Origin of the sequence: Allobosea sp. (assembly GCF_036675845.1) — a bacterium.
In the GTDB taxonomy this organism is placed as follows: Bacteria; Pseudomonadota; Alphaproteobacteria; order Rhizobiales; family Beijerinckiaceae; genus Allobosea.
Map to the genome: position 1 here is coordinate 1 of NZ_JAKFED010000215.1, position 19,395 is coordinate 19,395.

General features: G+C 68.9%; 20 protein-coding genes. 17 read left to right on the forward strand and 3 right to left on the reverse strand.

Annotated features, from left to right (window positions below; genetic code table 11):
• Nucleotides 1-311: 311 nt before the first annotated feature.
• Nucleotides 312-2,318 carry a PhoX family protein gene (locus V6M56_RS22410; RefSeq protein ID WP_332687250.1) on the reverse strand — a complete coding sequence of 669 codons (2,007 nt, stop codon included), beginning with the start codon at nucleotides 2,316-2,318 and terminating at the stop codon, nucleotides 312-314.
• Nucleotides 2,319-2,497: 179 nt separating this feature from the next.
• On the opposite strand from V6M56_RS22410, the gene V6M56_RS22415 reads away from it, so the two are divergent.
• A complete protein-coding gene (locus V6M56_RS22415; protein WP_332687252.1) occupies nucleotides 2,498-3,247 on the forward strand; it encodes a YebC/PmpR family DNA-binding transcriptional regulator in 750 nt (249 codons plus the stop codon).
• A gap of 4 nt (nucleotides 3,248-3,251) precedes the next feature.
• On the opposite strand, the gene V6M56_RS22420 is transcribed toward V6M56_RS22415, so the two are convergent.
• Complete coding sequence (locus V6M56_RS22420; protein WP_332687254.1) at nucleotides 3,252-4,031, reverse strand: sulfite exporter TauE/SafE family protein; 780 nt, start codon at nucleotides 4,029-4,031, stop codon at nucleotides 3,252-3,254.
• 204 nt (nucleotides 4,032-4,235) lie between these two features.
• Between V6M56_RS22420 and ruvC the strand changes: the two genes are divergently transcribed.
• On the forward strand, nucleotides 4,236-4,751 hold the full coding sequence (gene ruvC, locus V6M56_RS22425; RefSeq protein ID WP_332687256.1) for a crossover junction endodeoxyribonuclease RuvC: 516 nt from the start codon (nucleotides 4,236-4,238) through the stop codon (nucleotides 4,749-4,751).
• Here ruvC and V6M56_RS22430 read toward each other — a convergent pair.
• Entirely contained in the window at nucleotides 4,733-5,944 is a 1,212-nt protein-coding gene (locus V6M56_RS22430) for an NAD(P)/FAD-dependent oxidoreductase (RefSeq protein WP_332687258.1), read from the reverse strand. The genes ruvC and V6M56_RS22430 overlap by 19 nt on opposite strands.
• Before the next feature lie 91 nt (nucleotides 5,945-6,035).
• Between V6M56_RS22430 and ruvA the strand changes: the two genes are divergently transcribed.
• The 15 genes from ruvA to ftsH all read left to right on the forward strand — a co-directional run.
• Nucleotides 6,036-6,653 (forward strand): Holliday junction branch migration protein RuvA, encoded by a 618-nt coding sequence (gene ruvA, locus V6M56_RS22435; RefSeq protein ID WP_332687260.1) that lies wholly within the window; start codon nucleotides 6,036-6,038, stop codon nucleotides 6,651-6,653.
• Nucleotides 6,650-7,135 carry a GNAT family N-acetyltransferase gene (locus V6M56_RS22440; RefSeq protein WP_332687262.1) on the forward strand — a complete coding sequence of 162 codons (486 nt, stop codon included), beginning with the start codon at nucleotides 6,650-6,652 and terminating at the stop codon, nucleotides 7,133-7,135. Before ruvA ends, V6M56_RS22440 begins: the two co-directional genes overlap by 4 nt.
• A complete protein-coding gene (ruvB, locus tag V6M56_RS22445; protein ID WP_332687264.1) occupies nucleotides 7,132-8,175 on the forward strand; it encodes a Holliday junction branch migration DNA helicase RuvB in 1,044 nt (347 codons plus the stop codon). The genes V6M56_RS22440 and ruvB overlap by 4 nt, the downstream gene beginning before the upstream one ends.
• Before the next feature lie 74 nt (nucleotides 8,176-8,249).
• Entirely contained in the window at nucleotides 8,250-8,657 is a 408-nt protein-coding gene (gene ybgC / locus V6M56_RS22450; RefSeq protein WP_332687266.1) for a tol-pal system-associated acyl-CoA thioesterase, read from the forward strand.
• A gap of 56 nt (nucleotides 8,658-8,713) precedes the next feature.
• Nucleotides 8,714-9,361 carry a TetR/AcrR family transcriptional regulator gene (locus V6M56_RS22455; protein ID WP_332687268.1) on the forward strand — a complete coding sequence of 216 codons (648 nt, stop codon included), beginning with the start codon at nucleotides 8,714-8,716 and terminating at the stop codon, nucleotides 9,359-9,361.
• 169 nt (nucleotides 9,362-9,530) lie between these two features.
• Nucleotides 9,531-10,106, forward strand: coding sequence for a DUF2852 domain-containing protein (locus V6M56_RS22460; protein ID WP_442881214.1), 576 nt, complete (start codon nucleotides 9,531-9,533; stop codon nucleotides 10,104-10,106).
• A 517-nt stretch (nucleotides 10,107-10,623) separates the two neighbouring features.
• The gene (gene tolQ / locus V6M56_RS22465) at nucleotides 10,624-11,337 is read left to right on the forward strand and encodes a protein TolQ (protein ID WP_332687270.1); all 714 of its coding nucleotides are present in this window, start codon (nucleotides 10,624-10,626) and stop codon (nucleotides 11,335-11,337) included.
• Between the two features lie 12 nt (nucleotides 11,338-11,349).
• Nucleotides 11,350-11,799, forward strand: a complete 450-nt coding sequence (gene tolR, locus V6M56_RS22470) for a protein TolR (protein ID WP_332687272.1) — start codon at nucleotides 11,350-11,352, stop codon at nucleotides 11,797-11,799.
• Between the two features lie 46 nt (nucleotides 11,800-11,845).
• Entirely contained in the window at nucleotides 11,846-12,967 is a 1,122-nt protein-coding gene (gene tolA / locus V6M56_RS22475) for a cell envelope integrity protein TolA (protein WP_332687274.1), read from the forward strand.
• A gap of 35 nt (nucleotides 12,968-13,002) precedes the next feature.
• Nucleotides 13,003-14,337: a Tol-Pal system beta propeller repeat protein TolB gene (gene tolB, locus V6M56_RS22480; RefSeq protein ID WP_442881215.1), complete on the forward strand. Its 1,335-nt coding sequence runs from the start codon at nucleotides 13,003-13,005 to the stop codon at nucleotides 14,335-14,337.
• 32 nt (nucleotides 14,338-14,369) lie between these two features.
• Nucleotides 14,370-15,191 (forward strand): DUF2939 domain-containing protein, encoded by an 822-nt coding sequence (locus V6M56_RS22485; protein ID WP_332687276.1) that lies wholly within the window; start codon nucleotides 14,370-14,372, stop codon nucleotides 15,189-15,191.
• A 179-nt stretch (nucleotides 15,192-15,370) separates the two neighbouring features.
• Nucleotides 15,371-15,871 carry a peptidoglycan-associated lipoprotein Pal gene (gene pal / locus V6M56_RS22490; protein WP_332687278.1) on the forward strand — a complete coding sequence of 167 codons (501 nt, stop codon included), beginning with the start codon at nucleotides 15,371-15,373 and terminating at the stop codon, nucleotides 15,869-15,871.
• A gap of 196 nt (nucleotides 15,872-16,067) precedes the next feature.
• Nucleotides 16,068-16,937, forward strand: coding sequence for a tol-pal system protein YbgF (gene ybgF / locus V6M56_RS22495; RefSeq protein WP_332687280.1), 870 nt, complete (start codon nucleotides 16,068-16,070; stop codon nucleotides 16,935-16,937).
• Between the two features lie 2 nt (nucleotides 16,938-16,939).
• Entirely contained in the window at nucleotides 16,940-17,992 is a 1,053-nt protein-coding gene (gene tilS / locus V6M56_RS22500) for a tRNA lysidine(34) synthetase TilS (RefSeq protein WP_332687282.1), read from the forward strand.
• Nucleotides 17,993-18,103: 111 nt separating this feature from the next.
• Nucleotides 18,104-19,395: ATP-dependent zinc metalloprotease FtsH (gene ftsH, locus V6M56_RS22505; RefSeq protein WP_332687288.1), on the forward strand; the 1,292-nt coding region annotated here is incomplete at its 3' end.

Here is a 19,395-nt window from a genome sequence, read left to right on the forward strand (position 1 = left end):
TGCGGCCTGTCGGCGGCCTGGTTCCTTGGCGACGGCGATCCGCTGGCGAAGATCAATTTTGCCGTGGCGGAGCGGGCGATCGCGGCGCTGGATGCGGGCTAGTCGGGCAGGCGCGGGGAACCCCTCTCCTGTAAGGAGAGGGGTAGGGGTGAGGTGTAGGCCGTTGGACCAGTTAAACCCAGACATAGAAGCAAGGCAGCGGCGAGGTCACGGCCAGGTCGTCAAACGGCCTACACCTCACCCTACCCTCTCCTTACAGGAGAGGGTTCCCGCGCTTCTGCCTCCATCACTGTGGGGTGTAGGAGCGGCCCTCAAACGCCGATCTTGCCGCCGCCCTTCTTCGTGATCGCAACCACCGAGGGCCGCACCGGCATGTCGGGTTTGAAGTCCGGCCAGCGGGTCGAGAGATCCTCGTAATAGGAGCGGCGCCCGAAAGCCGGCCAGTCCGGGCCGTCATCGCCGGGATGCTGGACGGCGACGAAGGCGGTCTGGTCGTCCGGAGAAAAGCACGGGCCGCAGAGCTCGGCGCCGTGCGGCACGCGGTAGAACAGCTTGGAGGTGCGGCGCGCCTCGCCTTGCGTATCCACCGCCCAGAGCCCGTCGGTGCGGCCGGTTTCCTCGGGGCCGTTGCCGTCGGTCGAGACCCAGAGGCGTCCGGCCGAGTCGACCGCGCAATTGTCGGGCATGCCGAACCAGCCGTTCTTGCTGGTCTCGGTCGAGAAGCTGGCGCCGACCGCGGCGACCGACGGGTCGCCGCATTTCAGCAGCACTTCCCATCTGCCCTTCGGCGCAGCGAAGTCGCCGCCATCCTCGACGATCTCGATGATGTGGCCGAAGGCATTCTTGGCGCGTGGATTGGCGGCGTCGACCTGCTCGTCCTTGCGGCTCTTATTGTTGGTCAGCATGACATAGACCCGGCCGGTGACGCCGTTGGGCTGGATGTCCTCGGGCCGGTCCATCTTGGTGGCGCCGAGCAGGTCGCCGGCGCGGCGGGTCTCGATCAGCACGTCGGCCTGGCTTTCGAAGCCGTTGGCGGGCGTGAGCGGCCCTTCGCCGAAGCTGAGCGGCAGCCATTCCAGCGCGCCGTCACCTGAGAACTTCGCGACATGGAGCGTGCCGGAATCCATCAGATCCATGTTGGCGGCGCGGTTTTGCGGGTCGAAGCGGCCAGCGGTGACGAATTTGTAGACATAGTCGAAGCGCTCGTCGTCACCGAGATAGAAGACGACGCGACCATCCCTGGAGACGATGCTTTCGGCGCCCTCGTGCTTGAAGCGGCCGAGCGCGGTGCGCTTCTTCGGGACCGAGTTCGGGTCGAGCGGATCGACCTCGACGATCCAGCCGAAGCGGTTGGCCTCGTTCGGTTCCTTGCCGATGTCGAACCGGTCCTCGAAGCGGCCCCAGGCATAGGGCGGCGAGGGCAGAGCGAGACGCTTGTAGTTGGCGGCCTCGCGGTGGCCCTCCGGTAGCGTGCCGGAGAAGTAGCCGTGGAAGTTCTCCTCGCCGGTGACGAAGGTGCCCCAGGGGGTGAGGCCGCCGGCGCAGTTGTTGATCGTGCCGAAAACCTTGGTGCCGCCGGGATCGGCAATGGTCCTGACGCGCTCGCTGCCGGCGACGGGGCCGGAGAGCTGCATCTGCGTCGCCACGGTGATGCGGCGGTTGTATTTCGAATCCCGCACCAGCGCCCATTTGCCGCCGGTCTTGCGGATTTCGGCGACGGTCGCGCCATGCGCCATCATCTCGATGGCGGCGCGCTCTTTGGTGGCATTCGCCAGCACCGGCTTGCCGTCCTTCATCGTCACCACGCCTGGGAACATCAGATGCGGGTTGGTGTATTCGTGGTTGACGAAGAGCAGGCCGTGGGAGGAGGGGTCGGCGGCGCCGGGCAGCGGCGTATAGCCGACATAGTCGTTGTTGTAGCCGAACTGCCTGGCCTGGGCCTCGGGCGTCTGCCTTTCGGGATCGAATTCCGGCGCATCGGGAAAGAGCGGATCGCCCCAGCGCAGCAATACATCGGCGTCATAGCCTTCGGCGACATGATGGTCGGCGTCGACGCCGGCCTCGACTTCGGTGAAGGCGAAGGCCGAAGCCGCGACGCCCTCGGCTTTCGCCAGGCTCGCGGTCGCCAGCGCCGCGGTCCCGACCGTCGCCGAGATCGCCGAGACGGCGAGCGCGCCCTTGAGCAGGCCGCGGCGCGAGAAGCGCGCGCCGATCTGCTCGCCCATGGTCGGGTTGTCGGAGGGGTTCTGCGGCGCGGCGTCGTCATGCTCGAGCAGGCTGGCGCCGAAGGTCGATTCGTATTCAGGCTCTTCGCTCATGACGCTTCCCGTGGCTCCCTACCGTCCGCAATTAGAACCGACCCAGGCTAGGAGCGCAGCTTGACAGTGCCGTGACGGGAGGGGCCGTGCGCTTGCCTCCTGCCGATGCGGCTGACTATAACGCGCCCCTGCGCGCCCCGGCGGGCAGGAGAAGCGATCAGAGCGGAGGCGAGCAAGCCATGGCCGGGCATTCCCAGTTCAAGAACATCATGCACCGCAAGGGCAAGCAGGACGCGGTGCGTTCCAAGCTGTTCTCGAAACTGGCCCGCGAAATCACCGTCGCCGCCAAGATGGGCATGCCCGATCCGAACCTGAATCCGCGCCTGCGCATGGCCGTGCTGGCGGCGCGGGCCGAGAACATGCCCAAGGACAATATCGAGCGCGCGATCAAGAAGGCGCTCGGCGGCGAGGGCGAGAACTATGACGAGGTCCGTTATGAGGGCTATGGCCCCGGCGGCGCCGCCGTCATCGTCGAGGCGCTGACCGACAACCGCAACCGCACCGCTTCGGCCGTGCGCTCCTATTTCACCAAGGCCGGCGGCGCGATGGGCGAGAGCAATTCGGTCTCGTTCATGTTCAACCGCGTCGGCGAGGTCGTCTATCCGGCTGAGGTCGGCGATGCCGACAAGGTGATGGAGGCGGCGATCGAGGCCGGCGCCGACGACGTGATCTCGGACGAGAACGGCCACACCATCCTGTGCGCCTTCGATGCGCTGAACGAGGTCTCGAAGGCGCTCGAAGGCTCGCTCGGCGCGCCGGCCTCGGCCAAGCCGGTCTGGCGGCCGACGACGACGGCGCCGCTCGACGAGGACAAGGCCGCCTCGATGATGCGGCTGATGGAGGCGCTCGACAATGACGACGACGTCCAGAACGTCTTCGCCAATTTCGAGATCGCCGACGAGGTGATGGCCAAGCTCGGCGCCGCCTGAGGCGTCAGCGGCCGAGCAGCAGGTCCCAGAGCGGCAGGCCCGCGATCGCGCTCAGGAAGATCACCAGATAGGCGATGCGCCGGAAGGTCTGGTCGGAGGCCAGGCCGAAGGCGTGGGTGCCGAGCCAGAGGCCGGCGCCATAGATGGCGAAGAGCGGCAGCGCCATCAGCAGGCTGGTGGCATTGAGGATGCCCTTGGCCCAGAGAATGCTGCCGCTGACAATGGTGCCGAGCCCGAAATAGGTCTGCATATTGGCACGCGTCTTGTGGCGGTCGTTGCTTTGGGCTCCGAGCCAGAAGACGGCGAGCGGCATGCCGCCGATGCTGGCGAGCCCGTTGCAAAGCCCGGAAAGGGCGCCGACGCCGAGCGAAAGCGGGATGCCCGGCTGGCCGTGATAGCGCCAGCCCGAGGCGAGCAGCGCCACCGTGCCGAGCACGAGCGCGGCCAGCAGCCAACGCATCGTCGTCTGGTCGAGCCAGACCAGCAGGGCCAGGCCCAGCGGCAAGGTCAGCGTCGCGGCGACCAGCAGCGGAACGACCTCGCGCCATTCGGCCCGCTTGGCCGCGCGCGCCGCCAGCGGCAGGGCGAAGGGCAGGTCGATCACCCAGATCAGGCCGAGCGCCGCGACCGGGCCGAGCACGATCGAGGCGAGCGGCATGAACACCATGGCGAAGCCGAAGCCGGTGAAGCCGCGCACCAGCCCGCCGAGAAAGGTGGCGAAGATCAGCGTGGCGATGCCCGAGACCGTGAGACCGGGGAAGAAGGGGGCGATCAGTTCGAGCATGGCCTCGGGCGGAATGGCGAAGGTCTCACCTCACCCCAAGCAGCGGTGCGATCAACCCCCTTTGCGGTGATGGCACCGATGAGCGTGAAGCATCGGTCGCTCGGCGCGGTTCCGCCGCGCGAGCCGGGCTCACTTCAAGATTGAGAACGTTTTACCGATCAGCTCGCGGTGCAAGCCGATCGGAACGTGCTCTAACCTGCCGCGATGAATCCGATTCGCATCCTCGGCCTCGACCCCGGCCTGCGCAAGACCGGCTGGGGGATCGTCGTCAGCGAGGGCACGAAGCTCGCCTTCGTCGCCTGCGGCGTAATCGAGAGCGACGGGAAGTGCGCGCTGGCGGAGCGCCTGCGGCAATTGCATGACGGCATCGCCGCGGTGATCGCCGCGCATGCGCCAGGGGAGGCGGCGGTGGAGGAGACCTTCGTCAACCGCGATCCGCAATCGGCGCTGAAGCTCGGCCAGGCGCGCGGCGTGGCGCTGCTGGTCCCGGCGCTGGCCGGACTCGAGGTCGCCGAATACGCGGCCAATCTGGTCAAGAAGACCGTGGTCGGCGTCGGGCATGCCGACAAGAAGCAGGTCCAGGCGATGATCCGCGTGCTGCTGCCGAAGGCGGAAACCAGGAGCGCCGACGCCGCCGACGCGCTCGCGGTGGCGATCTGCCATGCCCAGCATCGTGGCGCGCGGCAATTGCTGGCGCAGCATCAGCTGCGGAAGGCGTAGAGCTCGGCGTCCGGGTCGCCCTTGCCGGTCAGGCCGGCGCGGACGATCTCGGCACCGATGCGGCTATAGGTGATGCCGTTGCCGCCGAAGCCCATCACCGCCCAGCAGTTCCTCAAGCCCGGCATCTCGCCGATCGTCGGCAGCCCGGTGGTCGAGGCGCCGAAGGTGCCGGCCCAGGCGAAATCGGCCTGCGTGTCGAGCTCGGGAAACAGTTTCGCGAGCTTCTTCTGCAGGGCCTTGGTCTTGGCGCCGATCAGGCAGTCGCGCGCCTCCTCGTCGACGAAATCCTCGTCCTCGCCGCCGCAGACCACGCGCCCGTCGGCGGTGGTGCGCAGATAGAGGTAGGGCTCCGACGCCTCCCAGATGAAGCAGCATTGCGGCCAGAGCCGGCGCTTCTGCGGTACGGTGGCGATTGCCCAGGTCGAGATCGCCTGGTGTCCCTTCGGCTCATGCCCGAACGGAATCTCATAGCCGGTGCAGAACACGACATGGCGGCTGCGGATGCGGTGGCCGGCCTTCGTCCGCAGCGTGACCGAACGGGGCCGCGCGTCGATGTCGACGATCTCAACCGGGCTGGCGAGCCGGGCGCCGCGTGCGATGGCGGCGTTCAGGAAGCCTGCGGCGAGCGCGCGCGGATCGACCTCGAGATTGTCGTAGCCGAGCAGGGCGGCCGGGCGGTCGATGCCGAAGCGCTCCTTCAGCGTCGCGGCGTCGAGATAGGCGGTTTCGAGCCCGGCATGCCGGCGGGCCTCGCCTTCGCGGAGAAGGGCCTTGGCGTCGAGCAGGTCCCCGGCGAGGTAGAGCGAATCGCGATGGCGCATCGGCGTCAGGGACAGCGCGCGGATGCGGGCCGAGAGCCCGTCCAGCGCCAGCCGGGAGCGGCGCCAGGCGCGGATCGCCGCCGCTTCGCCGATCTGGCGCGAGAGCTTCGTCAAGGGCTGGTCGATCTCGTATTGCAGCAAGGCGGTGCTGGCGAGCGTCGAGCCTCGGACCGGGCCCCGCCGATCGACGATCAGGACGTCGAGCCCGGCCTCGCTGAGGGCATCGGCGACCATGGCGCCGGAGATGCCGGCGCCGATGACCACGACATCGGCCTCGGCATCGCCGGCGAGCTGCCAGCCCGGCACGGCCGGAGCCCGCTTCTCCTGCCAGACCGAGCGGCCGGTCCGCAGGTTCCTCTTTCTCGTCAGCACGCTGATCCGCCCCCCATTCGCGGTGGAGAACGCATGATCGCCGCGATTGATCCGCGCTGGCTGCAAGGGGCGATCATGCTAACAGGTTGGCATGATCGGAAAGCTCAAGGGCCTCATCGATTCGTATGGCGAGGACTTCGTCGTCGTCGACGTGCAGGGCGTCGGCTATGTCGTGCAGTGCTCGTCGCGAACCCTGCAGCGCCTGCCCCAGGTCGGCGAGGCCGCGGCGCTGTCGATCGAGACCCATGTCCGCGAGGATGCGATCCGGCTCTACGGCTTCCTGTCGGATGTCGAGCGCGACTGGTTCCGGCTGATGCAGATGGTGCAGGGCGTCGGCGCCAAGGTGGCGCTCGCCATCCTCTCGACGCTGGAGCCCGGCGCGCTGGCGACCGCGATCGCGACCAATGACAAGGCCTCGGTGGCGCGCGCGCCCGGCGTCGGGCCGAAGCTGGCGCAGCGCATCTGCGCCGAGCTCAAGGACAAGGCGCCGGCCTTCGGCCATGTCGATGCCGGCGTCGCGGCGCTCGCCGGCGCGCTCGAGGACAGGCGGCTGCCGCAGCCGGTGGCCGACGCCGTCTCGGCGCTGGCCAATCTCGGCTACCAGCAGGCGCAGGCGGTGGCGGCAGTCGCAGCCGCCTCGCGGGCGGCAGGCGAGGGCGCAGGCACCGCGCAACTGATCCGGCTCGGCCTGAAGGAGCTGGCGAAATGAGCCGCGCATTCGAGCTGGTCCGCGAGGTCGAGGACAAATCGGCCTTCCTCGCGCTGATGATGCGGCATTGGGGCTCGCATCGCATGATGATCGGGCTGAGGACCTATGATTGTGCCGAGATCCCGCTGCTCGGCCTGTTCTCGGCTGCCGGCGAGCCGCTGGCGCTGGCGAGCTGGGCGTCCGAAGGGGATACGGCCGTGCTCTGTGCCCTGCACGCGCTGAAGCCCGGAGAGGGGGCGGCGGAGCGGCTGCTCGAGGCGGTGAAGACGGCGGCGAAGGCGCGCGGGGCGGTCAGGCTGCGCGCCATGCTGACCAATGACAACATGCCGGGGCTCGCCTTCTACCAGAAGCACGGCTTCCGCTTCTCGGGGCTCTATCTCGAGGCGATCGACGCCTATCGCTCTGTGATCCCGACGATCATCAGGACGGGTCATGAGGGGATTCCGGTGAGGGACGCGCTCGAACTGGAGATCGCGCTGTGAGCGAGCCGCGCCGGCTGGTGACGCCCGAGCGGCGCGACGACGACAGCGAGAGCTCGCTGCGGCCGCTCTCGCTCGCCGACTTCACCGGGCAGGCGGCGGCGCGGGCGAACCTGCAGGTCTTCATCAATGCGGCGCGGACGCGGGGCGATGCACTCGACCATGTCCTCTTCGTCGGGCCTCCCGGCCTCGGCAAGACGACGCTGGCGCAGATCGTGGCGCGCGAGCTCGGCGTCAATTTCCGCTCGACCTCGGGGCCGGTCATCGCCAAGGCCGGCGACCTTGCGGCGCAGCTGACCAATCTCGAGGAGCGCGACGTGCTCTTCATCGACGAGATCCACCGGCTCAACCCGGCGGTCGAGGAGATCCTCTATCCGGCGATGGAGGACTACCAGCTCGACCTGATCATCGGCGAGGGGCCGGCGGCGCGCTCGGTCAAGATCGACCTGCCGAAGTTCACGCTGGTCGGCGCCACCACGCGAGCCGGCCTTTTGACCACCCCCTTGCGCGACCGTTTCGGCATCCCGATCCGCCTGCAGTTCTACACGGTCGAGGAGCTGCAGGGCATCGTCGCGCGCGGGGCGCGGGTGCTCGGCGTGCCGATGTCCGACGACGGCGCCAACGAGATTGCCCGCCGGTCCCGCGGGACGCCGCGCATCGCCGGGCGGCTGCTGCGCCGGGTGCGCGACTTCGCCATCGTCGACGGCGACGCGATCGTCACCCGCGCCGTCGCCGACAAGGCGCTCGGCCTGCTCGAGGTCGACGGCATCGGCCTCGACCTGATGGACCGGCGCTATCTGACCATGGTCGCGGTGAATTTCGGCGGCGGTCCGGTCGGGATCGAGACCATCGCCGCCTCGCTCTCCGAGCCGCGCGACGCGATCGAGGAGATCATCGAGCCCTTCCTGCTGCAGCAGGGCTTCATCCAGCGCACGCCGCGCGGCCGGCTGCTCACCCCGCACGCCTTCCGCCATCTCGGCATGGCCGAGCCGAACCGCGAGGCGGCGCAGTTCGGGCTGTTCGGCGACGAGGGCGAGGAGTGAGCGCCCGGCAGGGGTGGTTGTCGCAGCGCGGCGTTCGGGGCTAAAGCTCGCCGCGTTCGTGCAGAAGGACCGTCATGGCCGCCGCCCACCAGATCTCCGTCCGCGTCTATTACGAGGACACCGATTTTTCCGGCGTCGTCTACCACGCCTCCTATCTGCGCTTCATGGAACGCGGCCGCACCGAGCTGATCCGCGCGCTCGGCATCGACCAGCGCGAGCTCTTCGACGGCGAGGCGGCGCTCGGCTTCGCGGTCCGGCGCATGCTGATCGACTTCGTCAAGCCGGCGGTGATGGACGACCTGCTGACCATCGAGACCACGCCGACGCTGGCGCGCGGAGCCACCATGGAGCTCGACCAGCGCATCCTGCGCGGCGAGGAGGTGCTGGTGACCTCGCAGGTCAAGGTCGCCTGCGTCGGCGGCGGCAAGGCGAGGCGCATCCCCGATCTGCTGCGGCAGCGGCTGGGGCTGGAGATCATCTGAGCGGGACGGGCTGACCGGCATCGACCCGCCTCGAAGCGCATGTTAGTGCCCCTCACATGAGCTGGAAACGCGACGAGCCCGGTCAGCCGCGGGGCTATCACCACGGCAACCTCAAGGAGGCGCTGGTGCGTGCCGCCCTCGGCCTGATCGGCGAGAAGGGGCCGAACGGCTTCACCTTCGCCGAAGCCGCACGCATGGCGGGCGTCAGCCCGGCCGCGCCCTATCGGCACTATCGCGACCGCGACGAGCTGCTGGCGGATGTCGCGGCGCGCGGCTTTGTCGCCTTCGAGGCTGCGCTGGCCGAGGCCTGGGACAGTGGCCGGCCCGATCCGGAGACGGCGTTCCACCGACTCGGCCGGGCCTATCTCGCCTTCGCCCACGACCAGCCGGCCTTCTATTCGGCAATGTTCGAGGCCGGTGTGCCGCTCGACGCCAGTCCCGAATTGCGCGCTGCGGCCGATCGCTCCTTCCAGCAATTGCGCCAGGCCGCCGAGACGCTGATCGCTGCGCTGCCGCCGGGCAAGCGCCCTCCCGCGCTGATGATGGCGCTGCATATCTGGGTGATGTCGCACGGCGTCGCCGCCCTGTTCGGCCGGGCCGATGGCGGCCGGCGCCCGCTGCCGATGTCGGCCGCCGACCTGCTGGAGGCCGGCATGCTGATCTATCTGAAAGGTCTCGGCCTGCCCCCGGACCAGCCGGCCTGAGGCGGGCGCATTCGACCTGCGTCGCCGCGGACGAGCGGCAGGGCGCCCCGCGCTGCTACCGCGCAAAGGCCGGGGCGGCCCGCGGCCCCGGGTCGGTGCTTTTCGGCTGTTCGCCCGGCAGCGCGAGGCTGCACGAAGCCGGCACGCACGAAAAAATTCACGAGCGGTCTTGAAGGGCTTGGCAGTCGCCGCCAGATATGTGAATGTGATTTACATTCACACGGTCGGCGCCGCCGGCCGGAGGTTGGCCGGCAGCGGCACCCGCCGCTGCCATCAGTTTCGAGAGGGAACGATGCCGATCGTCGCCAAATTGGACGAATATGGAAAAGGGGCCTGGCTCGCCTTTGCGGTGCTCGGCTTCATCGTGTGGTGGCCGCTGGGGCTGGCCACGCTGGTCTTTCTGTTCGGGAGTGGACGCATGGGACATGGTTGCGGACAGGCGCGTTACGAGCACCGCATGAGCCGCCTGCAGGACAAGATGGAACGCCTGCGGGACCGCATGGGCGGCGGGCAGCCCTGGGGCCGTGGCGGCTTCGGCGGCGGCTGGGGCCGCGGGCCGTCGAGCGGCAACCGCGCCTTCGACGAGTATCGCGAGGAGACGCTGCGCCGTCTCGAGGACGAGCAGCGCGAGTTCCAGGATTTCCTCGGCCGGCTGCGCATGGCCAAGGACAAGGCCGAGTTCGACGAGTTCATGAACGAGCGCCGCCATGGCGCACCGGATGCCGAGGCATCCGGCAACGCCTGAGCGCGTCCTTCCATCACCGGCCATGATCGCGGCCCGCCTCGTCACCGAGGCGGGCCGCTTTGCTGTGAGGGCTCGGCCGTGTGGCTCGCCCGTCGCTTCGGCTGCTTCTGCCGGCTGCATTTTTTGAGGCAACCACACCTCGTTCCGGACAAGCGACAACGCCGCGCCGCTGCGGCCGGAATGACGGCTTGCGCAAATGCACAAGCGGCTGCGCCGTGACCGGTTCGCCCCTGCGCGCCGCGCTCCGGGGCTTGCGATTCGCTGGATGTCGGCGAAACGCCATAACCCGATGTTAACCACGAGGACTGTTAAGGTTGACCGGGCCTTAATCCGAAACAAGGCCTTTGGCGCGCCGATTATCGCCGTTTGGCCCATCTTTCGCCGGATTCAGCGGCGATTGGTACTGACGGCATATCCCCGGAGCGCAGATCGGGCGGCGGCGCGAGCTTCGCGGCGCGTCAAGCGGGCTGTGCGGAGTCGGTCGGATTTCGCATCGGCCAGGCAGAAGGATGACAGGATGAACCCCGCCGCGGAGATCGCGCAGGTCGCGCCGCAGATCGACATGTCGTTCTGGTCGCTGTTCTGGCACGCGCATTTCGTCGTCAAGGTCGTGATGCTCGGCCTGCTCGCCGCTTCGGTCTGGTGCTGGTCGATCATCGTCGACAAGACCCTGCTCTACCGCCGCACCCGCCGCGACATGGACGCCTTCGAGGAAGTGTTCTGGTCGGGCCGCTCGCTGGAGGAGCTCTATCGCGAGCTCGCCAACCGGCCGGTCAGCGACATGGCCGCGGTCTTCGTCGCGGCGATGCGCGAATGGAAGCGCTCCTTCGAGAATGGCGGGCGCTCGGTCGCCAGCCTGTCGCAGCGCATCGACAAGGTGCTCGACGTCACCATCCAGCGCGAGGCCGAGCGGCTCGAATCGAAGCTGCTGGTGCTGTCGACGATCGCATCGGCCGCCCCCTTCATCGGCCTGTTCGGCACGGTCTGGGGCATCATGAACTCCTTCGCCGCGATCGCGGTCTCGAAGAATTCCTCCCTGGCGGTCGTGGCCCCCGGCATCGCCGAGGCGCTGTTTGCAACCGCCATCGGCCTGTTCGCCGCGATCCCGGCGCTGATGGCCTACAACAAGCTCCAGGCCGAGGTCGCCCGGGCACAGAACCGGCTCGAAGCCTTCGCCGACGAGTTCTCCGCGATCCTGTCGCGGCAGATCGACGAGCGGCTGGCGGCTTAAGGGGCGTATCGGATGGGCATGTCAGCCACTGCCGGCGCCAAGGCCGGGGGAAGACGCGGCCGCCGCGGCCGGCGGCACGGCGCCATCGCCGAGATCAACATGACGCCGTTCATCGACGTCATGCTGGTGCTCCTGATCATCTTCATGGTCGCAGCCCCGCTGATCGCGAGCGGGGTGCCGATCGACCTGCCGCAGACCGGCGCCAAGCCGATCAATGTCGATCAGAAGCCGATCACCATCGCCATCGACGACAAGGGCCAGATCTTCCTCCAGGACGAGCCGACGCTCGAGCCCGATCTCGTGCAGAAGCTGCAGGCGATCGCCAAGCAGGGTTTCGACGACCGGATCTATGTCCGCGGCCACAAGCAGGTCGACTATGGCCGCGTCGCCTCGGTGATGTCGACGATCACCAGCGCCGGCTTCAAGCGCGTGGCGCTGGTCACCGAACCCGGCACGCGGTGAACGAGGGAGTCCCTGCGCGTTGAAGCTTTCCAGTTCCGAACCGGGCATGGCGGTTTCCGCCCTGGGCCACGCGACCTTCCTGGTCGCGGGGCTGCTGGCGTTTTCCTCGCCGACGCCCCTGCCGGAGCATATGGAAGCCATCGCCGTCGAGATCATCGACCCCTCCGCGCTGAACCAGGTGACGCGCGGCGAGCGCGAGGCCGAGAAGGTGCAGGAGCAGCCGCTCCAGCGCGCCGAGCGCCAGTCGGAGATCGTCGAGCACAAGGAAGCCGGCGAGGCCAAGCAGGATACGCCGGCGCCGCCCTCGCGCCCGGCCGAGATCAAGGTCGCCGAGGAGAACGTCGCGGCCCCGCTGCCGCCGGCGCGCCCGACCCCGAAACCGACGCCGCCGGCCGAGCCGGTGAAGCAGCCGCCCGAAAAGGCCGAGGCCAAGGCCGAGCCCAAGCCGGATCTGCGCCGCGAGGAACTCGCCAAACTGGCCGAGGAGGCCGAGCGCGAGACCAAGGCCAAGCAGGCCGAGGAGGACGCCAAGGCCGCCGCCAAGGCGAAGGCCGAAGCCGAGGCGCAGACGCGCGCGGAAGCGGCCAAGGCCGCCAAGCAGAAGGCGGAAGCGGAAGCCAAGGCCAAGGCGGAAGCCGAGCACAAGGCCAAGCTCGCGGCCGAAGCCAAGGCCAAGCGCGAGGCGGAGGCCAAGGCCAAGCGCGAGGCCGAGGTCGCCAAGAACTTCAACCCGAACGACATCGCCAAGCTGCTGCAGTCGAAGGAGCCGGCGCAGTCCTCGGGCGCGAGCGCCCCGCAGACCAACCGCACCGCCTCGCTCGGCACCCGGACCGGCGCGTCGCAGAAGCTCTCGCCCTCGCTCAGGGCGCAATTGATGGGCATCATCCAGGACCAGCTGCAGAAGTGCTGGAACGTGCCGATCGCACTGCAGAGCTCGCAGAAGCCGGTCGTGCCGCAGGTCAGGATGAAGCTCAACACCGACGGCTCGCTGCTCGGCCATGCGAGCGTGACCAATTCCTCGCCTGACCCGCTCTTCCGGGTCGCGGCGGATTCGGCACTGACGGCGACGCGGCGCTGCTCGCCGCTGCGTATTCCGGCCCAGTTTGCCGCGTATTATGACGATTGGCGCGATGTCGTCGTCAATTTCGACGCAAGGGACGTGCTGTGACCGCGATCGACCGCTATCCTCTCCCCGTTGTCCGGATGACGCCGCGCGCCTCCGGTTTGACGCGCCGCCGTGCGCTGGTTCTCGCCGGGGCCTCGGCCGCCGCGACCGCGCTGATGCCGGCGGCGGCACGGGCGGAGCTGGTGATCGACCTGCGCAAGGGCACCTTCCAGCCGATGCCGATCGCGATCGCCGACTTCGCCGGCGAGGGCGGTGTCCAGGTTTCCGGCATCATCACCAACAACCTCAAGCGCTGCGGCTATTTCCTGCCGATCGAGAAGGCGCGCCATCCCGAGAAGAACCCGCCCTTCGATAGCGCTCCGCAATTCGAGGCCTGGAAGGCGGCCGGCATCCAGGCCCTGGTCACCGGCCGCGTCTCGCGCGACGGCTCTGGCCGGCTGAAGGCCGAGTTCCGGCTCTGGGACGTGCTGACCGGCGAGCAGATCGACGGCCAGCAATACTTCACCGACCCGAATAATTCGCGCCGCGTCGGCCACATCATCTCGGACGCCGTGTTCACCAAGGTCACCGGCGTCGGCGGCTTCTTCGACACCCGCGTCGTCTTCGTCGACGAATCCGGGTCGAAGGAGAACCGGCGCAAGCGCCTCGCCATCATGGACCAGGACGGCGCCAATGTGCGCTACCTGACCGGTGGCGAGATTTCGGTGGTGACGCCGCGCTATTCGCCGGTGGCGCAGGAAGTGACCTATATGGCGCAGCGCACCGGCGAGCAGCCGCGCGTGCATGTGCTGAACATCGAGACCGGCCAGCGCCAGATCGTCGGCAACTTCCCCGACATGACCACGAGCCCGCGCTTCTCGCCCAATGGCGCACGGATCGCGCTCAGCCTGCAGCAGGGCGGCAATGCCAATCTCTATGCGATCGACATCGGCTCGCGCACGACGACGCGGCTGACCTCGACACCGGCGATCGACACCTCGCCCTCCTTCTCCCCGGACGGCACGCAGATCGTCTTCGAGAGCGACCGAGGCGGCTCGCAGCAGCTCTATCTGATGGGCGCCGGGGGCGGCGAAGGCAGGCGCATCTCCTTCGGCCAGGGCTCCTATTCGCAGCCTTCCTGGTCGCCGCGCGGCGACCTGATCGCCTTCACGCGCCAGGGCAGCGGCGCCTTCTCCATCGGCGTGATGCGGCCCGACGGCTCGGGCGAGCGCATCCTGACCGAGGGGTTCCACAATGAGGCGCCGAACTGGGCGCCGAACGGCCAGTACCTGATGTTCTTCCGCGATCCGGGCGGACAATCCGGCGGGAAGCTGTACATGGTGGACATCACCGGCCGCGTCGAGATTCCGGTGCCGACCCCGAACTTCGCCTCCGATCCGACCTGGTCGCCGCTGCTGACCGCGGCGCGCTGAGCGCATGGGCGGCCGGCCGGGTTCACGACCCCGTGAACGACGGCACCGGTCACGGCCACGACGCGTTGCTTTCGAGAACCGGAGCAGGATCAGGGCAAAAAACCGGTTCCCACTTTTCGCATCCTGCTCGGCACCGGCGCTCCGGCGTTTCGGCTTTGAAGGGAGCGCAAATGGCGCGGGTGATTCCGGACCGCAACGATGACGACGATGAGTTCGACGCGCCTCCTTCGCGCCGTCGCTGGCGTCTTCTGCTCGGTCTGCTCGCGGCCGTCCTGGTCGGTTATTGGCTCTCGCCCTATGTCGGGGCGGCGCGCTTCGCGCTGGCTGCCAATGCCGGTGCGACCGGGGAAGTCCTCGCCCGCACCGACCTGCCGGCGCTGCGCGTCTCGTTCGCCCGCCAGATCGTCCGGGCCTATATCGCCCGCCATCCGCAGGCGCGCGGGCTCGATCCGTTCGCCCGCCAGGTCGTCGCCGGCGTGGCGACAGGCTATGTCGACGCCCTCATCGCCGAGCATCTGACGCCGGAGGCGATCGCCGCGCTGCTGAGTGCGCGAGGTGCCGGCGCGCAGGCGGGCGGGCTGCTCGGCTCGGGAGCGGCTCCGCCGCGGCCCGACGATCTTGCCGGTGCCTGGGAACTGTTCCTCAATTCGGGCTTTGACGGCCTGACGAGCTTCGTCGTCACGATCCCGGGCCAGGGCGGCGCTGCGGACCAGGGCGCTACGGAACAGGAGCGTTACCGACTGCGCTTCGGGCTCTCCGGCCTGGGCTGGAAGCTGCGCGCGCTCGAACTGCCCCAGGGCGTGCTGGCGCGGCTCGCGGATGAACTCAAGAGCCGCTCCGACCGCGGCTCATGAGGTATTTCCATCACAGTCGCCGGAATGCAGTAGATCATGGCATTTTATTAACCATGTGCCGCAATGCCGCCACTTCGCCTTGGTTTGGCAAGGTCCCGTTTAGGTTGATACATCATTGATCGCTGAACGTGCGACGCCGAATAGGCGCGCCCTCGCGTTCGAAAGCCCGGAGAACAGATATGCTCGCGTCCCTCGCCGCCAGCGCCCGCACCGCGCGCTTTGCCGTCGCCATGCTGGGCGCGCTTGCCCTCGGCGCCTGCGCCAAAGACCAGACCGCCGACGGCTTCGGCGCCGGCGGGGCGGCCACTCCGGGCAGCGCCCAGGACTTCGTCGTCAATGTCGGCGACCGCGTCTTCTTCGAGACCGACTCGACCGATCTGACGCCGACCGCCGTCGCCACTCTCGACAAGCAGTCGGCCTGGCTCGGGCGCTATCCGCGCTACACCTTCACCATCGAAGGCCATGCCGACGAGCGCGGCACCCGCGAGTACAACTATTCGCTCGGCGCCCGCCGCTCCCAGACGGTGCGCGACTATCTCGCTTCGCGCGGCGTGCCGGCCAACCGGATGCGCACGATCTCCTATGGCAAGGAGCGGCCGGTCGCCGTCTGCAACGACATCTCCTGCTGGTCGCAGAACCGCCGGGCCGTGACGGTGCTCGACGCCGGCGCCGGCGTCTGACGCCAGCGCTCGAAACGTGGGGACCGGCGCCTTCCCGAGCGGAAAGCGCCGGTCCTTTCATATTTTGGCCGCGGTATCGGCGTGTGATAGGTTCTGGTTCCGACGTGATGCGGTTTGCTGGATGATGATTGGGTCGAAAATCTCCGTTTCGGTTTCGAAGCGGCAGGGTATCCGCGGTGGCGTTGCTGCCGCGGCATTGCTGTTTGCGATCGGGGGCGCGGTCCTGCCGGCTTCCGCGCAGGATGCGGCCGACCTGCTCGTGCGCACGACGCGGCTCGAGAACCAGCTCCGCCACCTCTCCGGCCAGATCGAGCAGTTGCAGTTCGAGAACCGGCGGCTGACCGAGCAACTCCGCAAGTTCCAGGAGGATGTCGACTTCCGCTTCTCCGAACGCGGGGGCGGGCGCTCCGGTGCCGCACCGGCACAGGCTGCCCCGCCGGCGGCCCAGCCGCCGCAGCCCGGGCGCCAGCGCCGGGGCGATGCCTTCGATCCCGCGGCCCAGCCCGGCACGGCCGGCGCCCCGCGCCAGCTCGGCGCGGTGATCGACGAGGAGTTCGCCGGCAATGCGACGGGCGGGCAGGGGCCTCTCGACATTTCCGGTGTCGGCCGGCCGCTGCCGCAGGGCGCGCTGCCGCAGACCGCGCCGCGCGGCCCGAGCGTCGCCGCCGCCGGCCAGGCCGCCAGCCCGCGCGAACTCTACGACCTCGCCTATGCGCATGTGCTGCGCAAGGAATACGAGCGGGCCGAGATGGGCTTTCGCGAGTTCCTGCAGAGCTATCCGCGCGACCGCCTGGCCGCCGACGCCACCTTCTGGCTCGGCGAAAGCTATTTCCAGCGCCAGCGCTATCGCGAGGCGGCCGAGCAGTTCCTGAAGATCTCGCGCGACTATCCCAAGGCCGGCAAGGGCGCAGACAGCCTGCTGAAGCTCGGCATGGCCCTGAACGGGCTCGGTGCGCGCGACCAGGCCTGCGCCACCTTTGCCAAGGTCGGCGTCGACTATCCCAAGGCCTCGAACGCGGTGCGCAAGGGCATCGAGCGCGAGCAGAAACGCGCCCGCTGCGCTTGAGCTTGGCGGCGCCCGCGTCGACCGAGCCGAGGCCGCTCGGCGAGCCGGAGGCGAAGGCGCTGTTTTTTGCGCTGGCGGGCGAGGAGCGCCTCCTCGCCGCGGTGTCCGGCGGTCCCGATTCCGTCGCCCTGCTCGCTCTCCTTGCTGCCTGGGCGCGCGACGCCGACGGCCGGCCCGAGCTCCACGCCGCCACCGTCGACCATGGTCTGCGGCCGGCCGCGACGGCCGAGGCGGAAGCGGTCGGGCGGCTCTGCCGCAGCCTCGACGTCCCTCATGCCGTGCTGCATTGGCAGGGCGCGAAGCCGCGCACCGGCTTGCAGGAGCAGGCGCGTGTGGCCCGCTACGCCTTGCTGGCGGAGCAGGCGAGGGCGCTCGGCGCCGCCGTCATCGTCACCGCCCATACGCTCGACGACCAGGCCGAGACCCTGCTGATGCGGATGGCGCGGGGTTCCGGCCCGGTCGGTCTCGCCGGCATGCGGGCCCGCACGACCCGCAACGGCGTGCCGCTGGCGCGGCCGCTGCTCGGCGTGGCGAAGGCGCGCCTCGTCGCCACCTGCGCGGCGCGCGGCCTCGCTTTCGCCAGCGACCCCTCGAACGAGGATCCGCGCTTTTCCCGCGTGCGCTGGCGCAAGCTCATGCCGCTGCTGGCGGAGGAGGGGCTGACGGCTGCAAGGCTCGGCCTGCTGGCCTCGCGCCTGGCGCGGGCCGGGCAGGCGCTGGAACAGCGAGCGGCCAGCTTGCTGCCGGCCCTGTCGACACGCGGCGAGGACGGGCTCCGGCTCGACTTCGCCGGGCTCTGCCGCGAGCCGGACGAGATCGTCATCCGCGTCCTGGCGCGGGCCCTGGCGGCGGCGCAGCCGGCCGAGACGGTGCCCGGCGAACTGCGCCTCGAGCGGCTCGAGGCCTGCGCGCTCGCCCTTGCCGCCTCGGTCCGGGCCGGCCAGCCGATGCGGCGCACGCTTGCCGGCTTCGTGCTCCTGCTCTCCAGCGAGGGGGTGCTGGCATTGGCGCGCGAGCCGCCGCGCCGACGCGGCGTTCACCCTGCGAAGGAATGAGGTGAGCAGAATGCAGGCTTCCCTTGGCAAAAAGGGGAGGGGCACCTAGATTAGGCCGTGAAAATCTCAAGCTCGCCCGGCACTTTCGCCGGCGAGCGGATCGGAACCCTGATGAATCCGAATTTCCGCAATTTTGCCCTCTGGGTGGTGATCTTCCTGCTCGTCCTGGCGCTGGTCACCCTGTTCCAGAGCCCGAGCCAGCGCGTCAGCACCAATGAGATCCCCTACAGCCAGCTGATCAACGAATCCGAGGCCGGGCGCATCACCAATGTCGTGGTCGCAGGGCAGGAGATCACCGGCACCTTCGCGGACGGGCGCAGCTTCGTGACCTACGCGCCCTATGGCGACCCGGCGCTCTTGAAGACGCTGGCGCAGAAGGGCGTCCAGGTCTCGGCGCGGGCTCCCTCGGAAGGCACGCCCTGGTTCATGGCGCTGCTGGTCAACTCGCTGCCCTTCGTGATCTTCATCGGCCTGTGGATCTTCATGTCCCGCCAGATGCAGAACGGCGCCGGCCGGGCGATGGGCTTCGGCAAGTCGAAGGCCAAGCTGCTGACCGAGGCGCATGGCCGCGTCACCTTCGAGGACGTCGCCGGTATCGACGAGGCCAAGGAGGATCTGCAGGAGATCGTCGAGTTCCTGCGCGATCCGCAGAAGTTCCAGCGGCTGGGCGGGCGGATTCCGCGCGGCGTGCTGCTGGTCGGCCCTCCGGGCACCGGCAAGACGCTGACGGCGCGCGCCGTCGCCGGCGAAGCCAATGTGCCGTTCTTCACCATCTCGGGTTCGGACTTCGTCGAGATGTTCGTCGGCGTCGGCGCTAGCCGCGTCCGCGACATGTTCGAGCAGGCCAAGAAGAACGCGCCCTGCATCATCTTCATCGACGAGATCGACGCGGTCGGCCGCCATCGCGGCGCCGGCCTCGGCGGCGGCAATGACGAGCGCGAGCAAACCCTGAACCAGTTGCTCGTCGAGATGGACGGCTTCGAGCCGAACGAGGGCGTGATCATCATCGCCGCGACCAACCGGCCGGACGTGCTCGACCCGGCGCTGCTGCGCCCCGGTCGCTTCGACCGCCAGATCGTGGTGCCGAATCCGGACGTCGCCGGCCGCGAGAAGATTCTCCGCGTGCATGTGCGGAAAGTGCCGCTCGCTCCGGATGTCGATCTCAAGATCCTGGCCCGCGGCACGCCCGGCTTCTCCGGCGCCGACCTGATGAACCTCGTCAACGAGGCGGCCCTGCTGGCGGCCAGGCGCGCCAAGCGCATGGTCACCCATGCCGAGTTCGAGGACGCCAAGGACAAGGTCATGATGGGCGCCGAGCGCAAATCGATGGCGATGTCCGAGGAAGAGAAGAAGCTGACGGCCTATCACGAGGCCGGCCACGCCATCGTCGGGCTCTATGTTCC

Coding starts and splice junctions, on each gene's coding strand:
- ruvC (WP_332687256.1), top strand. CDS start 4,236: ATGAATCCGATTCGCATCCTCGGCCTCGACCCCGGCCTGCGCAAGACC.
- ybgC (WP_332687266.1), top strand. CDS start 8,250: ATGGCCGCCGCCCACCAGATCTCCGTCCGCGTCTATTACGAGGACACC.
- V6M56_RS22420 (WP_332687254.1), bottom strand. CDS start 4,031: ATGCTCGAACTGATCGCCCCCTTCTTCCCCGGTCTCACGGTCTCGGGC.
- tolB (WP_442881215.1), top strand. CDS start 13,003: ATGACGCCGCGCGCCTCCGGTTTGACGCGCCGCCGTGCGCTGGTTCTC.
- ruvA (WP_332687260.1), top strand. CDS start 6,036: ATGATCGGAAAGCTCAAGGGCCTCATCGATTCGTATGGCGAGGACTTC.
- V6M56_RS22410 (WP_332687250.1), bottom strand. CDS start 2,318: ATGAGCGAAGAGCCTGAATACGAATCGACCTTCGGCGCCAGCCTGCTC.
- tolQ (WP_332687270.1), top strand. CDS start 10,624: ATGAACCCCGCCGCGGAGATCGCGCAGGTCGCGCCGCAGATCGACATG.
- tolR (WP_332687272.1), top strand. CDS start 11,350: ATGGGCATGTCAGCCACTGCCGGCGCCAAGGCCGGGGGAAGACGCGGC.
- V6M56_RS22455 (WP_332687268.1), top strand. CDS start 8,714: ATGAGCTGGAAACGCGACGAGCCCGGTCAGCCGCGGGGCTATCACCAC.
- pal (WP_332687278.1), top strand. CDS start 15,371: ATGCTCGCGTCCCTCGCCGCCAGCGCCCGCACCGCGCGCTTTGCCGTC.
- tolA (WP_332687274.1), top strand. CDS start 11,846: ATGGCGGTTTCCGCCCTGGGCCACGCGACCTTCCTGGTCGCGGGGCTG.
- V6M56_RS22440 (WP_332687262.1), top strand. CDS start 6,650: ATGAGCCGCGCATTCGAGCTGGTCCGCGAGGTCGAGGACAAATCGGCC.
- V6M56_RS22415 (WP_332687252.1), top strand. CDS start 2,498: ATGGCCGGGCATTCCCAGTTCAAGAACATCATGCACCGCAAGGGCAAG.